Raw genomic sequence first — 18,423 nt, forward strand, 5'->3', positions numbered from 1 at the left:
CATGCTTGATCCGATCGTGAATTTCTTCACCCGCATCTTCCAATGGATCGGCCGCGGCATCGGCCTCGTCATCGGCGCGATCCTGTGGCCGTTCCTCTGGGCTGGGCGCTGGTATACGCAGCGCGGCTGGATCCTGAAGGCTGTGGTCGGCCTCGCGCTTCTGGTATTGATCGGCCTCTACGCCAATTTCTTCTACGCCACCCAGTGGTGGAACAAGTTCGATCCCAACTACGTCGACAAATACACCTTCGAGAACCGCAACATTTCCGCCGGCGAACAGGTCGCCGCCGGCGCCGGCACCGACACCGCCAAGACCTGCGGCAATTCGGGCATCGCCCAGGTGGCGGCCGACCTGACGGACTTCAACGTCAACCAGAATGCCTGGATCTCGTCGATGATCCTCTACAAACTCGGCCTGTTCGGCATCGACTGGGACAACACGCCGTTCATGGACAACAAGGCCTCGTTCCAGCGCGGCATCAACCAGGCGGTGCGGCGTACCGCCACCGAGCTTGCCGACAATCTCGGCCGTGTTCGCACCACATCGCAGATCGACGGCGACCTGCAGGATGCGCGCGGCAATCTGCAGTTCGACGAGGAGACCTGGTATTTCGGCCTCAACCCGTTCGGCCCCAAGACGCCGACGCCGAGCTATTATCGCGATGCCGTCACCAAGCTACGCTCCTTCAACGCCCGCCTCGGCAGCTGCCAGGCGACGTTCGATGCCCGCGCCGACAATCTGAAGCAGTATATCGACCGCATCTCCTCCGACATCGGTTCCACCTCCGCGATCCTCAAGGAGCGCGCCGAAAACCATAACAATGGCTGGTTCGACTTCCGCGCCGACGACCGCTTCTGGTTCGCCTATGGCCAGCTCTATGCCTATTACGGCCTGATGAAGGGCGCCCAGGCCGACTTCGAGGACGTCATCAAGGAAAAGCATCTCGGCAATCTGTGGGACACGATGGATGCGCAATTCGTCTCGGCCCTGCGCATCCAGCCCTTCATCATCGCCAATGGCCGCGAGGATGGCTGGATCATGCCGACGCACCTGACGACGATGGGTTTCTACGTGCTTCGCGTGCGCTCCAACATGGTCGAGATCAGCAACGTCCTGACTCAGTAGCGTCCACAGCTTTCCCGGCGAGCGATGGCGAATTTGCGCCGTCGCCTCTGTCGCATTCCGTGCATTGGGCGGCTGTTTTGAGACGGCGGAACGTCGCGTCCTCTGGCTTCTATACGGCGCGGCAACGGAGCCAGGAAGAACCGGCGACAGGTCGGCCGGCCGCGGAGACACTTTCTTCATAGGAAACATAGTTGCATGCAAGTTGACGCCGCGGGAGCGACAGGGTTAGAACATGCCCGCGCCCTGGTTCAACATGCCTGCGAGTGAGATCAAACCCGTCCCCTCCACCGTCCAATCCGAAGGAAAGCCGTCATGGCCGAAGTGAAGTCCGACATCGAGATCGCGCGCGGCGCCAAGAAAAAGCAGATCCAGGAGATCGGCGCCAAGATCGGCATCCCGACCGAGCACCTTTTGCCCTACGGCCACGACAAGGCGAAGATTTCGGCCGAATTCATCAAATCGGTGAAGGGCAACAAGGACGGCAAGCTGATCCTCGTCACCGCCATCAACCCGACGCCGGCCGGCGAAGGCAAGACGACCACCACCGTCGGCCTCGGTGATGGCCTCAACCGCATCGGCAAGAAGGCGATCGTCTGCATCCGCGAGGCTTCGCTCGGCCCGAATTTCGGCGTCAAGGGCGGTGCCGCCGGCGGCGGCTACGCGCAGGTCGTGCCGATGGAGGACATGAACCTCCACTTCACCGGCGACTTCCACGCCATCACCACGGCGCACAATCTTCTGTCGGCGCTGATCGACAACCACATCTACTGGGGCAATGAGCTCGGCATCGACACCCGCCGCGTCGCCTGGCGCCGCGTCATGGACATGAACGACCGGGCGCTGCGCGAAATCATCTGCTCGCTCGGCGGCGTCGCCAACGGTTATCCGCGCGAGGCAGGCTTCGACATCACCGTCGCCTCTGAAGTGATGGCTATCCTGTGCCTGTCCACCGACCTCAAGGATCTGGAAAAGCGCCTCGGCGACATCATCGTCGCCTACCGCCGCGACAAGACGCCGGTCTATGCCCGCGACCTCAAGGCCGACGGCGCCATGGCGGTGCTGCTGAAGGACGCCATGCAGCCAAACCTGGTGCAGACGCTGGAGAACAACCCTGCCTTCGTGCATGGCGGCCCGTTCGCCAACATCGCGCATGGCTGCAACTCGGTGGTCGCCACCACCACGGCGCTGAAGCTCGCCGACTACGTCGTCACCGAAGCCGGCTTCGGCGCCGACCTCGGAGCCGAAAAATTCTTCGACATCAAGTGCCGCAAGGCGGGTTTGAAGCCGGCGGCTGCCGTCATCGTCGCCACCGTGCGCGCCATGAAGATGAATGGCGGCGTCAAGAAGGAAGACCTCGGCAAGGAAAACATCGAGGCAGTCAAGAAGGGCTGCCTCAATCTGGGCCGCCACATCGAGAATGTGAAACAGTTCGGCGTGCCTGCGATCGTGGCGATCAATCATTTCACCACCGATACCGAGGTGGAAATCCAGGCGATGAAGGATTTCGTCGCCTCGCTCGGCGCCGAGGCGATCCTGTGCAAGCATTGGGCCAATGGCTCTGCCGGCATTGAGGAGTTGGCGCGCAAGGTCGTCGAGATCGCCGAATCCGGCGCCTCGCAGTTCGCGCCGCTCTATCCCGACGCAATGCCGCTGTTCGAGAAGATCAACACCATCGTCCAGCGCATCTATCGCGGCGACGAGGCGATCGCCGACAAGTCGGTGCGCGACCAGCTGCATGCCTGGGAGCAGGCCGGCTACGGGCACCTGCCGGTCTGCATGGCCAAGACCCAATATTCCTTCTCGACCGACCCGAACCTGCGCGGCGCGCCGACCGGGCACACCGTGCCGGTGCGCGAGGTCAGGCTTTCGGCGGGCGCCGGCTTCGTCGTCGTCATCTGCGGCGAGGTCATGACCATGCCCGGCCTGCCCAAGGCGCCGTCCTCGGAAAAAATCTTCCTCAACGAGGCCGGCCAGATCGAAGGCCTGTTCTGAGATTTGTCTCGACAACCAAGGGCGCCGCAGCCATGCGGCGCCCTTGGTTGCCGGGCTTCTCACGCCACTGTCGAGGACCCGAACTTCTTGATCCCGGCGACCGACATGCTGACGAACTGGTCGAGAATGGTGAAGAAGATATCCAGACTGAACCCAAACAGGAAGGAGAAGGTGAAGAGGCTGAAGCCTATTCCCGAAGCCTCCTCTCCAAGCTTGGTGCCCGGTGCTACAAACCAGGCAAGCACCATGCCGGCCAGCGCCCCCAGTGCGATCCTGTGGATCAGCCGCGACAGCGGTGGATTGGGCAGCAGCGGATTGAGGATCATCCGCATGTGAAACATGATGGCTCCGAGCGCGCCGTAGAAGGCCGGGAGTATCCACAAGGCATATGGGCTGAGAACCTCGTCCAGCGTCTTTATCTGCGCGGTCAGCGTGTAGATCGAGTTCGGCGCGATCGTGATCACTCCGTCGCACTGCAGGCTGCGCGTTGCCTCGTCGAAATCGGCATTCACGTCCGTCACTTTTTCCGAAGACGTACCTTCAAGATTGTTCGGGTTTTTCTTTTCGGTGTTTATCTGCGCGCAATAGGCATCCGGCTGATTGGGGAGCTCCTTGAGCTTGTCTGGAGGCGTGGATTTACTCACCCCCAGCGGCTGGTCACAGAACTGGTCTATGGCACCTTGCTGGGAATACTGAGCCTGGCCCGCCGCTACGCCATCTGCCGTGGAGGTTGAATAAAATTTGCAGTACATCCATTGCATTCCCCAGATCGGGAATTGCGCGTCCTCAGTCATGAACCCTTGCGCTCTTCTCACCAGGGAGGAAAAGCGCTGGTCGAGAGCGTGAAGGCTATCTTCCGAATTGTAATAGGCGTCCTTCAGAAGCGTCAGATCCGTGGTCGAAGCCTGCTCGGACGATGCCGAGCTCAGTTGTTTCTTCGTCGCCCAAACCTGGCGTATCGCCTGTCCGAACCGTGCGCTGAAATCATTGTTGTCGATTTCTATGAGTTCGGAGTTTATCGCGACTCCCTTGTTGTAAATGTACGTCAATCTTCCGGTTACAACCATGAAAAGCACGGAAAGAGCCACGAGAAAGTACGTCGCCAGCGCGGTCTTGCGCGACATGTCACCGGGCGACCAGCCCGATCGCAGTGCCGCCAGGGTGGCAAATGGCACGGTGCCGGAACAATCGTTGAAAACCGTCTGAAGATTGACGACCTCAGGCTGGCTGGCCGTCGCATCGTCGAGCTTTTCGGCATTGCCGATGGCCGCAAACAGGGAACTGTCCTTGAACACACCGTAGCGGCCGTAGTTGGCGACCAGCTTGGCGTCCGCGATGAGTCCAGAAACGAGAGGGTCGGCCGGTGTCGTCGTCATCGTGAAATCCCCCCGCCTGACGACTACCCTAGATAGCCCGGCACATAGCCGTATTGCGACGGGCACCCGCACGGATATCCGGGCGGGCCGGGCGGCTGCGCCCAGCACCAGAAGGATTGAGTGAAGCAGATCGTCCCCGGCGCGTGCGAAGGGACCTGGGCGAAAGCGGGCCATGGCAAGAGTGCCGCGGCACCAGCCAAGGCGAGAACGACTGTAGTTCGTGCAATTCGCGCTTTCACTTGTTTCTCCCGGGGAAGTCTACCCCGTCCCACCCCTTGATCCAGATATACCGTTCCTCGGAGAGAGGCCTTCGTCTGTGAAAGACTTCACTCTGTTCTCCAGTTCCCCATCCTGAGATAGAGCCCGATCTGAGTTTCTTGCGTTTAGCCGGCTCATCATCCCGAAAGTGAATGGGCCCAGCCGAAAAGACTTCCAAACGAGGCCACGCCCCAGTGTTCGTGATCAGGAACGCCAAAGGGCGCCGCAGACTGCGGCGCCCCTGTTCCTTCGCGGCAATTTGCCTATGCAGCGTTGCGCGCCAGCGCGCGCTGGTTTGACGCATAGGGCGTGTCGCGTTCGGGCAAAGCACCGGTCTTCAGGCAATCGATCCATTCGGCGGTCTTGAGCACGGCCGCAAAGCGCGACTGCAGGATGATGGACACCACGCGGTGGATCTCCTCGGCCGAGGCGTAGCCGGCGCTGTTGGCGTAAGGCAGCGAACCGGTGGCGTCGGACAGGAACTCGACCGCAAAGCCGACATGCGCGGCGTGGATGATGGTCGACAGGTCGCAATTATGCGTCATGTAGCCGATCACCGTTATCGTATCGATGGTATTGGCGCGCAGCCACGCCTCGAGGTCGGTGCCGGCAAAGGCGCTAGGCAGTGACTTCTCGACATAGTGGTCGCGGCTTCGCCGGGCGATCTCGGGATGCAGTTCGCCGCCATGGCTGCCCTTGGCGAAGACTGGCGAGGTCTCGGGCGCCATCTGCTTGACGACCACCACCTTCACGCCGGCCGCAGCGGCGGCATCCATAGCGCGCGCGACATTGACGACGCTGTCGCGGAACGGCGGACACTGGATGGCGAGGTTGCCGCCATCATAATCATTCTGGACATCGATAACGATGAGTGCGCGGCGCGGCGTGATATTGGCGGACATGGTGTTCTCCTTCGAGCTTGAATGGGACAGGAAATAGGCGAATCGCCCGACTGCCAAAAGTGGCCCGATTGACATCAGTCGAAAGAATTGGGACAATCCGCTTTTCGCTTGCTGGAAACACGCATGGCCGACCCGATCATTGCCGTTCTCGCCTTTGACGGCATCAGCCCGTTCCACCTCTCCGTGCCGTGCGTGGTGTTCGGCACCGACCGCACCAAGCTTGGCCTGCCGCGTTTCGACTTTCGCGTCTGCGCGCTCGACGATGGAGCGATCCACACCGATGTCGGGCTGACCATCGCGGTGCCGTATGGCCTTTCCGCATTCGACGATGCCGACATCGTCATCGTTCCGAGCTGGAAGGATCTCGAGGCCCCACTTCGGCCGCCGCTCCTGGCAGCGCTCACCCACGCGCACCGGCGCGGTGCGCTGATCGTCGGCCTCTGTCTCGGCACCTTCGCCATTGCCGCCGCCGGGCTGCTTGCGGGCCGGCGTGCGACGACACATTGGGCCTCCACCGACCGGTTGCAGGCATTGTACCCGGACATCGAAGTCGACGCCGACGTGCTCTATGTCGACGACGGCGACATCGTCACCTCGGCCGGCGTCGCCGCCGGGCTCGACTGCTGCCTGCACATTGTGCGCGCGCGCTATGGCGCAGAGGTAGCGCTGCGGCTGGCAAGGCACATTGTACTGTCGCCGCACCGGCAGGGTGGGCAGGCGCAGTTCATCGAGCGCCCGCTGGCGAAAACCCCGGCCACCGACCGCTTCACCCTGGCGCTGGACACGGTGCGGGCAACGCTCGGACAAACGCACAACCTCGACCGCGTCGCGGAGGCCGCGGGCCTGACCCGGCGCACTTTCACCCGCCGTTTCCAGAAATCGATCGGCACCAGCTTTGGCGAATGGTTGGCCGGCCAACGCACCGAACTGGCGCAACGGCTGCTGGAGGCGACGGAAAAATCGATGGACATGGTGGCCTTCGAAGCCGGCTTCGGCAGCGCCACCTCGCTGCGCCAGCATTTCGCCGCACGGCTCAAGACGTCACCGGCCCAATACCGGCGTGAATTCTCGCGGCGAGCCGGTCCGGACGAGCGCATAGCACGTACGGCTTCATACTGACCGCCCACGACGAGTTCAGCCCCGCTTGACCATCCGCGCCGGATTGCCGACCACCGTGGTGTTGTCAGGCACGTCGCGCGTCACCACCGCGCCGGCGCCGACTATGGCGCCATCGCCGATGCTGATGCCGCCGAGGATGATGGCGCTGCCGCCGATCCAGGCGTCATTGCCAATGGTGACCGGCCGGGCAATCTCCAGTCCCGCCTGACGGCCCGCGGCCTCCTTGTGGTGCTCGGCGCAGTAGATCTGCACATTGGGGCCGAGAAGCGTCCGGCTTCCGATACGCACCGGCGCGGTGTCGAGGATGGTGCAGCCGGCATTGAGGAAGGCGCCGTCGCCGAGATGGATGTTGAAACCGTAGGCGCAGTGGAACGGCGCCTCGATGCGGCCGCCCTCGCCCGTGCTGCCGAGCAGCACCGATAGCGCTGGACCGATATTGCCGCGTTGCTGGGGCGGTAGCGCATTATGCTCGAACACCGCATCGCGCGCGATCTCCCGCAGCGCCTCCAGTTCGTCGTCGATGCAGATGTACCATTCGCCTGCAATCATCCTTGTGCGTTCGCTTCCGGCCATCACAGCGACTCCGTCCCTTCGTCATGTTCGACTGGTTACCAAAGTACAATGCTCACTGATGGAAGAAGCACCATCGCCTACTCTCGTCAAACGCAGGACCTATGCTAGCTTGCCCTCGTAGGCCAGTCCCGGGCCTGCTTTCGAGGGGATCGACATGCTCTATTTGCTTGCACTTCTGATCGGCGTGATTGCCGGTCTTCGCGCCATGACCGCGCCGGGCGCGATCGCCTGGGGCGCGTATCTCGGCTGGCTGCCGGTGGCCGGCACCTGGGCAAGTTTCATGGGCCATTGGGCCGCCGTCGGCATCTTCACCATCCTCGCCATCGTCGAACTGGTCACCGACCAGCTGCCCTCGACGCCGAGCCGCAAGGTGCCGCAGCAATTCGGCGCCCGCATCCTGCTTGGCGCCTTCAGCGGCGCGGTGATCGGCGCCACTGCCGGTTCCACCATTGGCGGCCTGATTGCCGGCGCCATCGGTGCCGTCATCGGCACCTATGGCGGCGCCGAAGCGCGCGGCCGGTTGGCCGCCGCCTTCGGCAAGGATTTGCCTGCCGCCCTCATCGAGGACGCGGTGGCGATCATCGGCGGCCTGCTGATCGTGGCGGCGGTGGTATGACTGCCCAAGCCTCAGACGCCAAGACATACGACGCCATCATCATCGGCGCCGGACAGGCCGGCCCTCCTCTCGCCGGCCGGCTGACGTCAGCCGGCATGAGCGTGGCGCTGATCGAGCGCAAGCTGGTCGGCGGCACCTGCGTCAACACCGGCTGCATGCCGACCAAGACCATGGTCGCCAGCGCCTATGCCGCGCATCTGGCGCGGCGTGCCGCGGACTACGGCGTGACGTTCTCAGGCCCTGTCGGCGTGGACTACAAGAGGATCAAGGCGCGCAAGGACAAGGTCACCAACGACTCCCGCAGCAATCTGGAGACGTGGATCGCCGGCATGAAGGGCTGCACGCTTTATCGCGGCCATGCCCGCTTCGAATCCGCCAACACCGTGCGTGTCGGCGACGACCTTCTGACCGCCGAAAAGATCTTCCTCAACACCGGCGGCCGCGCCTCGGTGCCCGACCTGCCGGGCGTCAACGACGTCGACTACCTCACCAACTCCTCGATGATGGATCTCGATGTTTTGCCGCGCCATCTCATCGTCGTCGGCGGCAGCTACATCTCTCTTGAATTCGCGCAGATGTTTCGCCGCTTCGGCTCTGAAGTCACCGTCATCGAGAAGAGTTCGCGCCTGACCGGCCGCGAGGACGAGGACGTGTCGGCGGCCATCCTATCGATCCTCGAGAATGAAGGCGTAGCGGTCCATGTCGGCGCCGACAACATCGGCTTTGCCCAACAGGGCAAGGACATCGCCGTGACCTTCTCATCCGGCAAGCCGCCGGCGGTCGGCTCGCATGTGCTTCTGGCACTCGGCCGCACCCCCAACACCGACGATCTCGGCCTCGATAAGGCCGGCGTCGCGGTCGATCTGCGCGGCTTCGTCACCGTCGACGACCAGCTGCGCACCAGCGTGCCCGGCATTTGGGCAATGGGCGACTGCAACGGCAAGGGCGCCTTCACCCACACCTCCTACAACGATTATGAGATCGTCGCCGCCAATCTGCTCGACGACGATCCGCGCAAGGTCAGCGACCGCATCGAGGCCTATGCGCTCTACATCGATCCGCCGCTCGGCCGCTGCGGCATGACCGAGGCGGCGGTGAAGAAATCCGGGCGCAAGGCGCTGGTCGGCCAGCGGCCAATGACCCGCGTCGGCCGCGCCATCGAAAAGGGCGAGACGCAAGGTTTCATGAAGATCCTGGTCGATGCCGACACCAGGCAAATCCTCGGCTGCTCCGTGCTCGGCCCCGGCGGCGACGAGGCGGTGCACTGCGTGCTCGACCTGATGTACGCCAAGGCGCCGGTCGATACGCTGGCGCGCGCCGTGCATATCCACCCCAACGTCTCGGAGCTGTTGCCAACCATCGCCCAGGAGCTGAAGCCGCTCGCCTGACATAGCTCCGCGTCAAGCTCAGCGCTTTCTGCATTGGTGCGTTGCAGCAATGTGCATTGCGCGCGGCAAGGCTTCTCGTTCAGTCTGAATTGAACCGATTCAGTCTGGATTTTCCATGCCTTTGCCGATCCTTGCGCTTGCCATTGCGTCCTTTTGCATCGGCACCACCGAATTCGTCATCATGGGCCTGTTGCCGGAGGTTGCGGCCGATCTCGGCGTGTCGATCCCCTCGGCCGGCCTGCTGGTCACCGGCTATGCGCTGGGCGTCGTCTTCGGCGCACCCATCGTCGCCATGGCCACCGCGCATCTGCCGCGCAAGCCGGTGCTGGTCGCGCTGACGGCGATGTTCGTCGTCGGCAATCTGCTCTGCGCCATTGCGCCCAATTACTGGCTTCTGATGGCCGCGCGCGTCTTCACCGCGTTCGGTCATGGCGCCTTTTTCGGCATTGGTTCCGTCGTTGCCGCCAGCCTGGTGCCGCGCAACAAGCGCGCCAGCGCCATGGCGATGATGTTCGCGGGATTGACGCTCTCCAACATTCTCGGCGTTCCTGCCGGCACCGCGCTTGGCGAAGCCTTCGGCTGGCGCTCCACCTTCTTCGCCGTCGTCGGCATCGGCCTGATCTCTGTTGCCGCCATCGCCTGGCTGGTGCCATCCAATGTCGTCGAACCGAGCGGCGGCGGCCTGCGCAGCGAACTGCGCGTGCTGGGCAAGCTGCAGGTCTGGCTCGCCATGCTGATCGCCTCGCTGGCCTCGGCCAGCCTGTTTGCCGTCTTCACCTACATCAAGCCCTACCTTACCGATGTCTCCGGCCTGTCGACCTCCGCGGTCACCTGGGTCCTGCTGCTGTTCGGCGCCGGCATGACCATAGGCAACATCATCGGCGGCCGGCTGGCCGACTGGAAATTGATGCCGACGGTCATCGGCACGCTGCTTTTGATGGCAGTTCTGTTTGTCGGCTTCATGCAGTTCGGCGCTATCGCCAGCGTCGCCATCGGCGTCGTCTTCTTGTGGGGACTGCTGATCTTCGTCGTCGTGCCGCCCCTGCAGATCCGCGTCGTCGAAGCGGCTTCGGAAGGGCCGAACCTCGCCGCCACGCTCAACCAGGGCGCATTCAATATCGGCAATGCCAGCGGCGCCTGGATCGGCGGCGTGGCTCTGTCGGCCGGCGTTTCCTATGCTCATTTGCCGCTGGTCGGCGCGGTGCTGGCCCTGCTGGCGGTCAGCGTAGCCGTTGTCTCGCAGGCGCTCGAAGGATCGGCGCCGATAACGACGGTTCCGGCCGCCGCCGAATAATTCCATTGCGCCCATGGCGGCGCGAACTGGACCAATCGACAGCCCTTCGGCAAAAGTCCATGTGTTCTGCCTCTTATCCTGGAGGCATCCCATGCAGAAATCGATCGAACGCATCGCCGGCGACACCGAAGGCGTTTCCTACGAATTCCCGGTGTTCCGCTTCGCCGGCGCCGACAAGGCAGCACCTTCGGCCTATCTGCAGGCAGCACTCCACGCCGGTGAATTGCCTGGTGTCGTCGCCATCGACGCCTTGATGCCGGCGCTGAACAAGGCCGAAGCGGAAGGCCGCATCAAGGGCAGCATCACGGTCGTGCCCTGGGCCAATCCGATCGGCCGCGCGCAATATCATTTCGGCGAGCACCAGGGCCGCTTTCATCTCGGCACCCGCAACAATTTCAACCGCGGCTTTCCGTTGCTCGCAGCACCGGACGCCAAGCTTTTGCCCGACACCACGCTTGGCACCCCCGACCAGCGATTGAAGACCCGTCTGGTGCAGCTGTCGCTCGGCCACGACATCGTGCTCGACCTGCATTGCGACGACGAGGGCCTTGCCTATCTCTACGTCCACGCCAGTCTGTGGCCGGCAATGGCCGATTGCGCCGCCGCCATGGGTATCGACGCCGTGGTGTTGTGGAGCGAGGACACGGACGGCACCTTCGAGGGTGCCACGATCATGCCCTACCAGAACGTCCCCGCCAACGTGGCGAAGCTCGACCGCCGCGTTGCCACCACGGTAGAATACCGTGGCATGCTGGATGTCGACGGCACGCTGGCAAATTCCGATGCCGCAGGCCTCTACCGGCTGCTGGTGGCGCGCGGCGTCATCGCCGACACCGCCCTTCCCCCGCCCAGCCCGTTCAAGGGCCTCGTCGCGCCGCTCGAAAACATCGACATGATGCCGGCGCCCAGGGCCGGCGCCATCCTCTACGACGTCAAGCCCGGTGACCGCGTCGCGAAGGGCGCGCGCCTCGCCACCATCGTCCACACACCGGGCGAGGCCGGCGGCCGCACCGAAGTGCTGGCGCCGCAGGACGGCGTCATCCTGACCCGCCGCTCGCGCCGCATCATCCGCGCCGGCGAGGATCTCTTGAAGCTGGTCGGCGACAAGAAGAGCGCCGACGCGAGGTCAGGCACGCTGGAGGACTGAGCTAACCCGAAATCGCCAGCCGCGCCTTGGCCTCCAGCCATTCGGCCATCTGCCGGTACGGCACCGGGCCGTGGCTGACACGGGCGACACCAAGCTCGGCCAGGCGCTGGCGCGGCGGCACATGCGCCAGCGCGATGATGTTGACCGGCAATGCCGTCGCCTTGCACAGCGCCTCGATTAGACCCTCGTCGCCGAGCCCCGGCGCAAAGAAGCCGCTCGCTCCTGCCTTTTCATAAGCGTGCGCCCGCTCGATGGCCTGGTCGAGCAGCACGCTGTCATGCACATCCGGCTTGGCCTTGAGGAAAATGTCGGTACGGGCGTTGATAAAGGCGGGAATGCCGGAAGCCTTCACCGCCGCCGCTGCCGCCTCGATGCGCTTCACCTGTATGGCGATGTCGTGCAGACCGGCGCCGCCGACGATCTGGTCCTCGAAATTGAAACCGATGGCGCCGGCCTGCAGGGCACGTGTCACCGTCTGGGCGACAGTCACCGGCTCGACGCCGTAGCCGCCTTCGAGGTCCATGGTCACCGGCAGGTCGACTGCCGCCACGATGCGCTTGATGTTGTCCAGCGCCAGCTCCAGCGGAATTTTCTCGCCATCGGCATAACCAAAAGCAGCCGCGACCGGCCAGCTTCCGGTGGCGATCGCCTTGGCGCCCGCCTTCTCGACGATCTTGGCCGAGCCCGGATCCCAGGCATTGTAGAGAACGATCGGGTTGCCCCTGACGTGGAGCGTATGGAACCTGCGTGCGCGCTCGATCTGCTCGGTCATTGCTGTCTTCCCGTCTTTCCGATGTTGGACGAACAGTCTAGGCAGGACCCCAAGCCTTGGCGATGTGCCATGGGCTGCAGAAGCGGCGGCCACAAACAGGCCTTTCAAACCTGTTGCGCATCCGGCTTTTCGCCGCTATGGATTTCGCCCATGAACATGCGCTCGATCAAGACCATTTGGTGGTGGGCTCGCTGACAGCGGCCTGTTCGAACGCGTGCGCGTGAAATAGAGGGTGGCCGCAACGGAATGTCCGGGCGGCCATTTGTTTTTTCAAAGCCAGTCCCGGGTCCGTTGCCCCAACAAAGCCATATGGAGACGGCAATGACGATCAAGGCTCTGGAAAACGGCGCGGAAAGCTTCGTGACCGCAGGTGGTGTCACCATCACCCGCGAACGCCACGACAAGCCTTACGCCGGTGCGATCGATGCTTATGTCGACGGCTTGAACTCGCGCCGTGGTGCGGTGTTTTCCTCGAATTACGAATATCCGGGCCGCTACACACGCTGGGATACGGCCATCATCGATCCGCCGCTGGTGATTTCCGCGCGTGGCCGCGCCATGCGCATCGAGGCGCTGAATGGCCGTGGCGAAGTGCTGCTGCCGGTGATCGGCAAGACGCTGGCCGGCATTGCCGAGGTGACGATTGCTGAAACCTCGAAAAAGCTGATCCGCCTCGATGTCGCCAAGCCCGGCCGCGTCTTCACCGAGGAAGAGCGCAGCCGCGTCCCCTCTGTGTTTACTGTGCTGCGCGCCATCACCGCTTTGTTCAAGACCGATGAAGACGCCAATCTCGGCCTTTACGGCGCCTTCGGTTACGACCTCGCCTTCCAGTTCGATCCAGTCGACTACAAGCTCGAGCGCAAACAGAGCCAGCGCGATCTCGTGCTGTTCCTGCCTGACGAGATCCTGGTCGTCGACCATTATTCGACCAAGGCCTGGACCGACCGCTACGACTATTCCGGCGACGGTTTTTCAACCGAGGGGCTGCCGCGCGACGAAATTGCCGAACCGTTCAAGACCGCCGACCGCATCCCGCCGCGCGGCGACCATGAGCCGGGCGAATATGCCAATCTGGTGCGCAAGGCGATGGACAGTTTCAAGCGCGGCGACCTGTTCGAGGTCGTGCCCGGGCAGATGTTCTACGAACGCTGCGAGACGCAGCCTTCCGAAATCTCGCGCAAGCTGAAGTCGATCAACCCGTCGCCCTATTCCTTCTTCATCAATCTCGGCGAAAACGAGTATCTGATCGGCGCCTCGCCCGAAATGTTCGTGCGCGTCAATGGCCGCCGCGTCGAGACCTGCCCGATATCCGGCACCATCAAGCGCGGCGACGACGCCATTTCCGATAGCGAGCAGATCCTGAAGCTGCTCAACTCCAAGAAGGATGAATCCGAGCTGACCATGTGCTCGGACGTCGACCGCAACGACAAGTCAAGGGTCTGCGATCCGGGCTCGGTGCGCGTCATCGGCCGCCGCCAGATCGAGATGTATTCACGCCTGATCCACACCGTCGATCACATCGAAGGGCGCCTGCGCGAAGGCATGGATGCCTTCGACGCCTTCCTGTCGCATGCCTGGGCGGTCACCGTCACCGGCGCGCCGAAACTGTGGGCCATGCGCTTCATCGAGCAGAACGAAAAGAGCCCGCGAGCCTGGTATGGCGGCGCCATCGGCATGGTCAATTTCAACGGCGACATGAACACCGGCCTGACGCTCCGCACCATCCGCATCAAGGACGGCATTGCCGAGGTGCGAGCAGGCGCCACGTTGCTCTTCGACAGCATCCCCGAGGAAGAAGAAGCCGAAACCGAACTGAAGGCATCCGCCATGCTCTCCGCCATTCGCGACGCCAAATTGGGCAATGCCGCAGGCGCCGAACGCACCACCGCGCGCGTCGGCGACGGCGTCAACATCCTGCTCGTCGACCACGAGGACTCCTTTGTCCACACACTGGCCAACTATTTCCGCCAGACCGGTGCCAATGTCTCGACCGTGCGTTCGCCGGTGCCGGAAGAAGTCTTCGAACGGCTGAAGCCCGATCTCGTCGTGCTGTCGCCCGGACCGGGCACGCCGAAGGATTTCGACTGCGCCGCGACCATCAAGAACGCCCGCGCCCGCGACCTGCCGATCTTCGGTGTCTGCCTTGGCCTGCAGGCGCTGGCGGAGGCCTATGGCGGCGAACTCAGGCAGTTGCACGTGCCGATGCACGGCAAGCCGTCGCGCATCCGCGTCTCCAAGCCTGGAATCATCTTCTCCGGCCTGCCCAAGGAAGTGACCGTCGGCCGCTACCACTCGATCTTCGCCGATCCGGTGCGGCTGCCCGACGATTTCATCGTCACCGCCGAGACCGAGGACGGCATCATCATGGCCTTCGAACACCGCAAGGAGCCGATCGCCGCCGTCCAGTTCCATCCGGAATCGATCATGACGCTCGGCCACAATGCCGGCATGCGCATCATCGAAAACATCGTTGCGCATCTGCCGCGCAAGGCCAAGGAAAAGGCCGCTTAGAAACGATGGCGGCAACGGACAACATGGCGGCGATCGCAGCGAAGGCAGCGGCCAGGCAAAGGATCGCCAGCCTTGCCTTCTGGTCGATTGTCATCGCCTGCGTGGTGCTCGCGCTCAAGCTTGCCGCATGGTACGTCACCGGCTCCGTTGCGCTCTATTCGGATGCGCTGGAGTCGATCGTCAACGTCATAGCCTCGGCCGCCGCCTATTGGGCGGTCCTGGTCAGCTACAAGCCGGCCGACCAGGACCATCCGTTCGGCCACCACAAGGCCGAGTATTTTTCGGCGGTGCTGGAAGGCGTGCTGATCGTGCTCGCCGCGCTTTTGATCCTCAACGAGGTCTGGCGCTCCTGGCAGACGCCGACCCCGCTCGAACAACCCTGGGAGGGCTTGGCGATCAACGGCGTCGCCACCGTCATCAACGCCTTCTGGGCCTGGACGCTGATCCGCGCCGGGCGCAGCGCAAAATCACCGGCGCTGGTCGCCGACGGCCGGCACATCATGACCGACGTCGTGACCTCGGTCGGCGTCTTCGGCGGCCTCGTCGGCGCTATCCTGACCGGTTGGCAGATCCTCGATCCGGCGCTTGCCGTCATCGTCGCGCTCAACATCCTGTGGCAGGGCTGGCACGTCATCGGCTCGTCGATGAACGGGCTGATGGACCGCGCAGTGGACACTACCGAACACATGCACATTCGCGACATCATCTCGGCCAATTGCAAGGGCGCGCTGGAGGTTCATGACCTCAAGACCCGCATCGCCGGCCGCGCCACCTTCATCGAGTTCCACCTGGTCGTCGACGCCGACATGACGGTCGGCGCCAGCCACGTCATTTGCGACCGCATCGAGGACGCGCTGAAGGCCGAAATCCCCTCGGTGCGCGTCACCATCCATGTCGAACCGGACGACGAGGCGAAGCTGCCGAAAGGCACGACGGCGGTGCCGTTCGCGTGAGACGAGTTACCACGTTTCGATAGTGAGATCTTTGATCCGCTCGAATTCCCGGATATTGCGGGTTATCAGCGTGAGGTCCCGAGCACGTGCCTGCCCGCCAATCAGCGCATCGTAGGGACCAATCGGGGTTCCCAGTGCCGCAAGCCCAGCACGAATCTCACCGGCATGTCTCGCGTCGTCTCGGTCGAATTCAAGTACCGGGAACTGCAAAGCTTCGATGCGCGCCAGATTTTGGACCTTTCGCTGGCTCTTTTCAGCGCCGTAGTACAGTTCATGCAAAACGACCGCCGAGAGAGCAAAGTCTTGTGGTGCATGCCGTTTGAGCAAAGCCAGCAGACCCTCGTCGCCCGAGATGATCGCTATGACGGCATTGGTGTCGAGCAGGTAGGTCACTTAAAGAGGTCATCCAAAGCAGGTCGATCCTGACCATCCTGACGCTCCAGCGCTCCCTGGGCGAAATCGTCGTCAACCGGTCCGATGACCTGGTCGAGCCATGCCCAATCCTGCGCAAGCGGCTCCAAGATGACAGTTTGCCCATGACGACGGATCGAAACCTCGTCTGCCTCGAACCGAAACTCCTTAGGCAAGCGCACAGCCTGTGACCGGCCTGACCAGAACACCTTTGCCTTGTCCATGTGCTATCCTCAAATGAGATATAGCAAAGATATATACCATGGTAGCGTCATAGACAAGATCGAACTCAACGAGTGCAGGCCGACTGCGGCATGGCCTCCAACCGGTAAACCTTGTCGTCCGACTTCGTCTTGCCATCCGCCGTCTTCGAGCACAAATCGACGATCGCCAGGCTGCTGTTGGGATTGGCGAGCATCATGGTGCCGTTGGCGCCGCGCTTGAGGAAGATTTCCTTTTGCGCGATATCGCAGGAAAAGTTGCTCATCTTCGAACTGGCCGCGCAGCGCCATTGATCCGCTTCACCCTGGCAGGAATAGGTCTGCGTGACCTTCGTCCCGTTCTTCCTGGTGGTCACCGAAACGGCGACATCGGAGCCGTCGGGCCAGTTGGCGACATCGCCTGAGGCAAAGGAGGCGAGTTCGACCGGCCCGCGGAAGACCCGGATCGACTGCGTCACCTGGTCGGGATGCGAGGAGAGATGCGCGGCATCGTAGTCTCGCCCGAAACAGAAAGGCTGGTCCGGCTTCAGTCGCTCGCGCAAGGGAGCCCCAAGCGCCGGATCGATCGGGTCGATCTTGGCGAATTCAGCCTGGCAGGTTGCGGCCGGCATCGGGTCGAGGCGGAAATTGTTGTCCTCCGAGCCCAGAGCCTGCCGGTCATATTCGGCTTCGCCCAGTTCGTCTTCCGATCCGGCGTCGAGATAGAGATCGGACGAGACGTCGGTGAGGATCAGGCGGCCTTTGTCATCGAGCTTCAGCGACGCCATGGTGCGGTCGCAGTCCATGCCGCAGCGGATCGGACCTGACTTGCCGTCCTCGGACTCGTGATTGCACCAGCCGCCGGCCCATTGCGGCGCCTTGGCGCCGCGCACCATGGTGGTGAGAAAACCGTTGTAGGAGGTGTCGGCGTTTGCCATCGGCTCCTCGTTCGGATGGCTCACCGGATCATGGCCATAGAGGAAGAAGATCCGCGCCACCTTCTGCTTTGGATGCGCCTTGAGGTGCGCCGCGTCATAGACGCGGCCGAAACAGGCATCGGCGCCATTCGGGCTGAGTTCGGGTAATTTAAGCACATCGTCGGCCGCGGCCGAACCCGCAAGCGCGCCGAGCAGCACGGCGCCAAATCCAGCGCTGGCAACAACCTTCCACTTCCTGAACGCCATGTGACCCCCTCCTCGCATCGACAGGACGTAACGTGAATTTATGCTAGTATCATGGCCGCAGCCACGCAATTTGCGGGGAGCGCCAAGCCGAGAGGATGCCATGCGTCGACGCGACATGTTCCGGGCCAGCCTTGCCGGTGCCGCCGGCCTGTTCGGGCTGAGCCGGGCCGCCGCCGCTGAAGACAGACCGAAGGTCGCCTATCACCTCAGCGACCTCGATAAGGTCAATTTCGTGCTCGGCAACATCAAGAACCACTATGAAGGCACCGGCGGCAATGTCGACATCGTGTTGGTCGTGCATGGTCCGGCCCTCGCCGGCTTCAAGTCGAAAGGCATATCGGCGGCGATCTCGGGACGCTTTGCCGGCCTTGTCCAGCAGGGCCTTGAGCCGCATGCCTGCGGCAACACCATGCAAGGCATGGAGATCACGCTTGCCGACCTGCTCGAGGGCTTCCACGCCGCCGACAAGGGCGGCGTCGTCAAGCTCGCCGAACTGCAGCGCCAGGGCTACGCCTATCTCCGGCCCTGAGCCGCCACGGGCTTGAACGTGAAGGCCATGAGAGCCTACGAAGGGTGGCCAAACAGCCCGAAGGAAAGTGCT

Annotated in this window: 17 protein-coding genes; 10 read left to right on the forward strand and 7 right to left on the reverse strand. The window is 63.0% G+C overall.

Going from position 1 to position 18,423, the window contains the following annotated elements:
- The first annotated feature begins 1 nt into the window (after nucleotide 1).
- Both NKJ18_RS01395 and NKJ18_RS01400 read left to right on the forward strand, forming a co-directional pair.
- Entirely contained in the window at nucleotides 2-1,126 is a 1,125-nt protein-coding gene (locus NKJ18_RS01395; protein WP_023686165.1) for a DUF2333 family protein, read from the forward strand.
- Between the two features lie 312 nt (nucleotides 1,127-1,438).
- Nucleotides 1,439-3,118 (forward strand): formate--tetrahydrofolate ligase, encoded by a 1,680-nt coding sequence (locus NKJ18_RS01400; RefSeq protein WP_023683662.1) that lies wholly within the window; start codon nucleotides 1,439-1,441, stop codon nucleotides 3,116-3,118.
- Nucleotides 3,119-3,177: 59 nt separating this feature from the next.
- On the opposite strand, the gene NKJ18_RS01405 is transcribed toward NKJ18_RS01400, so the two are convergent.
- Both NKJ18_RS01405 and NKJ18_RS01410 read right to left on the reverse strand, forming a co-directional pair.
- Nucleotides 3,178-4,494 (reverse strand): hypothetical protein, encoded by a 1,317-nt coding sequence (locus NKJ18_RS01405; RefSeq protein WP_023691612.1) that lies wholly within the window; start codon nucleotides 4,492-4,494, stop codon nucleotides 3,178-3,180.
- A gap of 521 nt (nucleotides 4,495-5,015) precedes the next feature.
- Nucleotides 5,016-5,654, reverse strand: coding sequence for a cysteine hydrolase family protein (locus NKJ18_RS01410; protein ID WP_023751265.1), 639 nt, complete (start codon nucleotides 5,652-5,654; stop codon nucleotides 5,016-5,018).
- A gap of 123 nt (nucleotides 5,655-5,777) precedes the next feature.
- Here NKJ18_RS01410 and NKJ18_RS01415 point away from each other — a divergent pair, with 123 nt between their 5' ends.
- Complete coding sequence (locus NKJ18_RS01415) at nucleotides 5,778-6,773, forward strand: helix-turn-helix domain-containing protein (protein ID WP_352518309.1); 996 nt, start codon at nucleotides 5,778-5,780, stop codon at nucleotides 6,771-6,773.
- A 15-nt stretch (nucleotides 6,774-6,788) separates the two neighbouring features.
- Here NKJ18_RS01415 and NKJ18_RS01420 read toward each other — a convergent pair whose 3' ends face one another.
- Nucleotides 6,789-7,346 carry a sugar O-acetyltransferase gene (locus NKJ18_RS01420; protein WP_352757724.1) on the reverse strand — a complete coding sequence of 186 codons (558 nt, stop codon included), beginning with the start codon at nucleotides 7,344-7,346 and terminating at the stop codon, nucleotides 6,789-6,791.
- 154 nt (nucleotides 7,347-7,500) lie between these two features.
- On the opposite strand from NKJ18_RS01420, the gene NKJ18_RS01425 reads away from it, so the two are divergent.
- From NKJ18_RS01425 to NKJ18_RS01440, 4 genes are all read left to right on the forward strand, one after another.
- Nucleotides 7,501-7,962, forward strand: coding sequence for a membrane protein (locus NKJ18_RS01425; RefSeq protein ID WP_023669981.1), 462 nt, complete (start codon nucleotides 7,501-7,503; stop codon nucleotides 7,960-7,962).
- Entirely contained in the window at nucleotides 7,959-9,350 is a 1,392-nt protein-coding gene (locus NKJ18_RS01430) for an FAD-containing oxidoreductase (RefSeq protein WP_023817397.1), read from the forward strand. Before NKJ18_RS01425 ends, NKJ18_RS01430 begins: the two co-directional genes overlap by 4 nt.
- 115 nt (nucleotides 9,351-9,465) lie before the next feature.
- Nucleotides 9,466-10,644 carry an MFS transporter gene (locus NKJ18_RS01435; RefSeq protein ID WP_023737782.1) on the forward strand — a complete coding sequence of 393 codons (1,179 nt, stop codon included), beginning with the start codon at nucleotides 9,466-9,468 and terminating at the stop codon, nucleotides 10,642-10,644.
- Between the two features lie 91 nt (nucleotides 10,645-10,735).
- Nucleotides 10,736-11,791: a succinylglutamate desuccinylase/aspartoacylase family protein gene (locus NKJ18_RS01440; protein ID WP_352594743.1), complete on the forward strand. Its 1,056-nt coding sequence runs from the start codon at nucleotides 10,736-10,738 to the stop codon at nucleotides 11,789-11,791.
- Between the two features lies 1 nt (nucleotide 11,792).
- On the opposite strand, the gene NKJ18_RS01445 is transcribed toward NKJ18_RS01440, so the two are convergent.
- Nucleotides 11,793-12,563 (reverse strand): isocitrate lyase/PEP mutase family protein, encoded by a 771-nt coding sequence (locus tag NKJ18_RS01445; protein WP_352757725.1) that lies wholly within the window; start codon nucleotides 12,561-12,563, stop codon nucleotides 11,793-11,795.
- Between the two features lie 321 nt (nucleotides 12,564-12,884).
- Here NKJ18_RS01445 and NKJ18_RS01450 point away from each other — a divergent pair, with 321 nt between their 5' ends.
- A complete protein-coding gene (locus tag NKJ18_RS01450) occupies nucleotides 12,885-15,074 on the forward strand; it encodes an anthranilate synthase (RefSeq protein ID WP_352757726.1) in 2,190 nt (729 codons plus the stop codon).
- 5 nt (nucleotides 15,075-15,079) lie between these two features.
- On the forward strand, nucleotides 15,080-16,027 hold the full coding sequence (locus NKJ18_RS01455) for a cation diffusion facilitator family transporter (RefSeq protein ID WP_023683651.1): 948 nt from the start codon (nucleotides 15,080-15,082) through the stop codon (nucleotides 16,025-16,027).
- Between the two features lie 6 nt (nucleotides 16,028-16,033).
- On the opposite strand, the gene NKJ18_RS01460 is transcribed toward NKJ18_RS01455, so the two are convergent.
- The 3 genes from NKJ18_RS01460 to NKJ18_RS01470 form a co-directional block, all read right to left on the reverse strand.
- Nucleotides 16,034-16,420: a type II toxin-antitoxin system VapC family toxin gene (locus NKJ18_RS01460; protein ID WP_023741041.1), complete on the reverse strand. Its 387-nt coding sequence runs from the start codon at nucleotides 16,418-16,420 to the stop codon at nucleotides 16,034-16,036.
- Nucleotides 16,417-16,662, reverse strand: coding sequence for an antitoxin (locus NKJ18_RS01465; RefSeq protein WP_023711113.1), 246 nt, complete (start codon nucleotides 16,660-16,662; stop codon nucleotides 16,417-16,419). The genes NKJ18_RS01460 and NKJ18_RS01465 overlap by 4 nt, the downstream gene beginning before the upstream one ends.
- A gap of 65 nt (nucleotides 16,663-16,727) precedes the next feature.
- On the reverse strand, nucleotides 16,728-17,822 hold the full coding sequence (locus NKJ18_RS01470) for a hypothetical protein (RefSeq protein WP_352757727.1): 1,095 nt from the start codon (nucleotides 17,820-17,822) through the stop codon (nucleotides 16,728-16,730).
- A 100-nt stretch (nucleotides 17,823-17,922) separates the two neighbouring features.
- On the opposite strand from NKJ18_RS01470, the gene NKJ18_RS01475 reads away from it, so the two are divergent.
- Entirely contained in the window at nucleotides 17,923-18,351 is a 429-nt protein-coding gene (locus NKJ18_RS01475; RefSeq protein ID WP_023686179.1) for a DsrE family protein, read from the forward strand.
- Nucleotides 18,352-18,423 lie beyond the last annotated feature (72 nt).

This window comes from Mesorhizobium sp. M0217, from assembly GCF_040321955.1.
Taxonomy (GTDB): domain Bacteria; phylum Pseudomonadota; class Alphaproteobacteria; order Rhizobiales; family Rhizobiaceae; genus Mesorhizobium.

Bases quoted from the DNA above. Each gene is read 5' to 3' on its own strand.
- NKJ18_RS01395 (WP_023686165.1), top strand. From the start codon at position 2: ATGCTTGATCCGATCGTGAATTTCTTCACCCGCATCTTCCAATGGATC.
- NKJ18_RS01400 (WP_023683662.1), top strand. From the start codon at position 1,439: ATGGCCGAAGTGAAGTCCGACATCGAGATCGCGCGCGGCGCCAAGAAA.
- NKJ18_RS01405 (WP_023691612.1), bottom strand. From the start codon at position 4,494: ATGACGACGACACCGGCCGACCCTCTCGTTTCTGGACTCATCGCGGAC.
- NKJ18_RS01410 (WP_023751265.1), bottom strand. From the start codon at position 5,654: ATGTCCGCCAATATCACGCCGCGCCGCGCACTCATCGTTATCGATGTC.
- NKJ18_RS01415 (WP_352518309.1), top strand. From the start codon at position 5,778: ATGGCCGACCCGATCATTGCCGTTCTCGCCTTTGACGGCATCAGCCCG.
- NKJ18_RS01420 (WP_352757724.1), bottom strand. From the start codon at position 7,346: ATGGCCGGAAGCGAACGCACAAGGATGATTGCAGGCGAATGGTACATC.
- NKJ18_RS01425 (WP_023669981.1), top strand. From the start codon at position 7,501: ATGCTCTATTTGCTTGCACTTCTGATCGGCGTGATTGCCGGTCTTCGC.
- NKJ18_RS01430 (WP_023817397.1), top strand. From the start codon at position 7,959: ATGACTGCCCAAGCCTCAGACGCCAAGACATACGACGCCATCATCATC.
- NKJ18_RS01435 (WP_023737782.1), top strand. From the start codon at position 9,466: ATGCCTTTGCCGATCCTTGCGCTTGCCATTGCGTCCTTTTGCATCGGC.
- NKJ18_RS01440 (WP_352594743.1), top strand. From the start codon at position 10,736: ATGCAGAAATCGATCGAACGCATCGCCGGCGACACCGAAGGCGTTTCC.
- NKJ18_RS01445 (WP_352757725.1), bottom strand. From the start codon at position 12,563: ATGACCGAGCAGATCGAGCGCGCACGCAGGTTCCATACGCTCCACGTC.
- NKJ18_RS01450 (WP_352757726.1), top strand. From the start codon at position 12,885: ATGACGATCAAGGCTCTGGAAAACGGCGCGGAAAGCTTCGTGACCGCA.
- NKJ18_RS01455 (WP_023683651.1), top strand. From the start codon at position 15,080: ATGGCGGCAACGGACAACATGGCGGCGATCGCAGCGAAGGCAGCGGCC.
- NKJ18_RS01465 (WP_023711113.1), bottom strand. From the start codon at position 16,662: ATGGACAAGGCAAAGGTGTTCTGGTCAGGCCGGTCACAGGCTGTGCGC.
- NKJ18_RS01470 (WP_352757727.1), bottom strand. From the start codon at position 17,822: ATGGCGTTCAGGAAGTGGAAGGTTGTTGCCAGCGCTGGATTTGGCGCC.
- NKJ18_RS01475 (WP_023686179.1), top strand. From the start codon at position 17,923: ATGCGTCGACGCGACATGTTCCGGGCCAGCCTTGCCGGTGCCGCCGGC.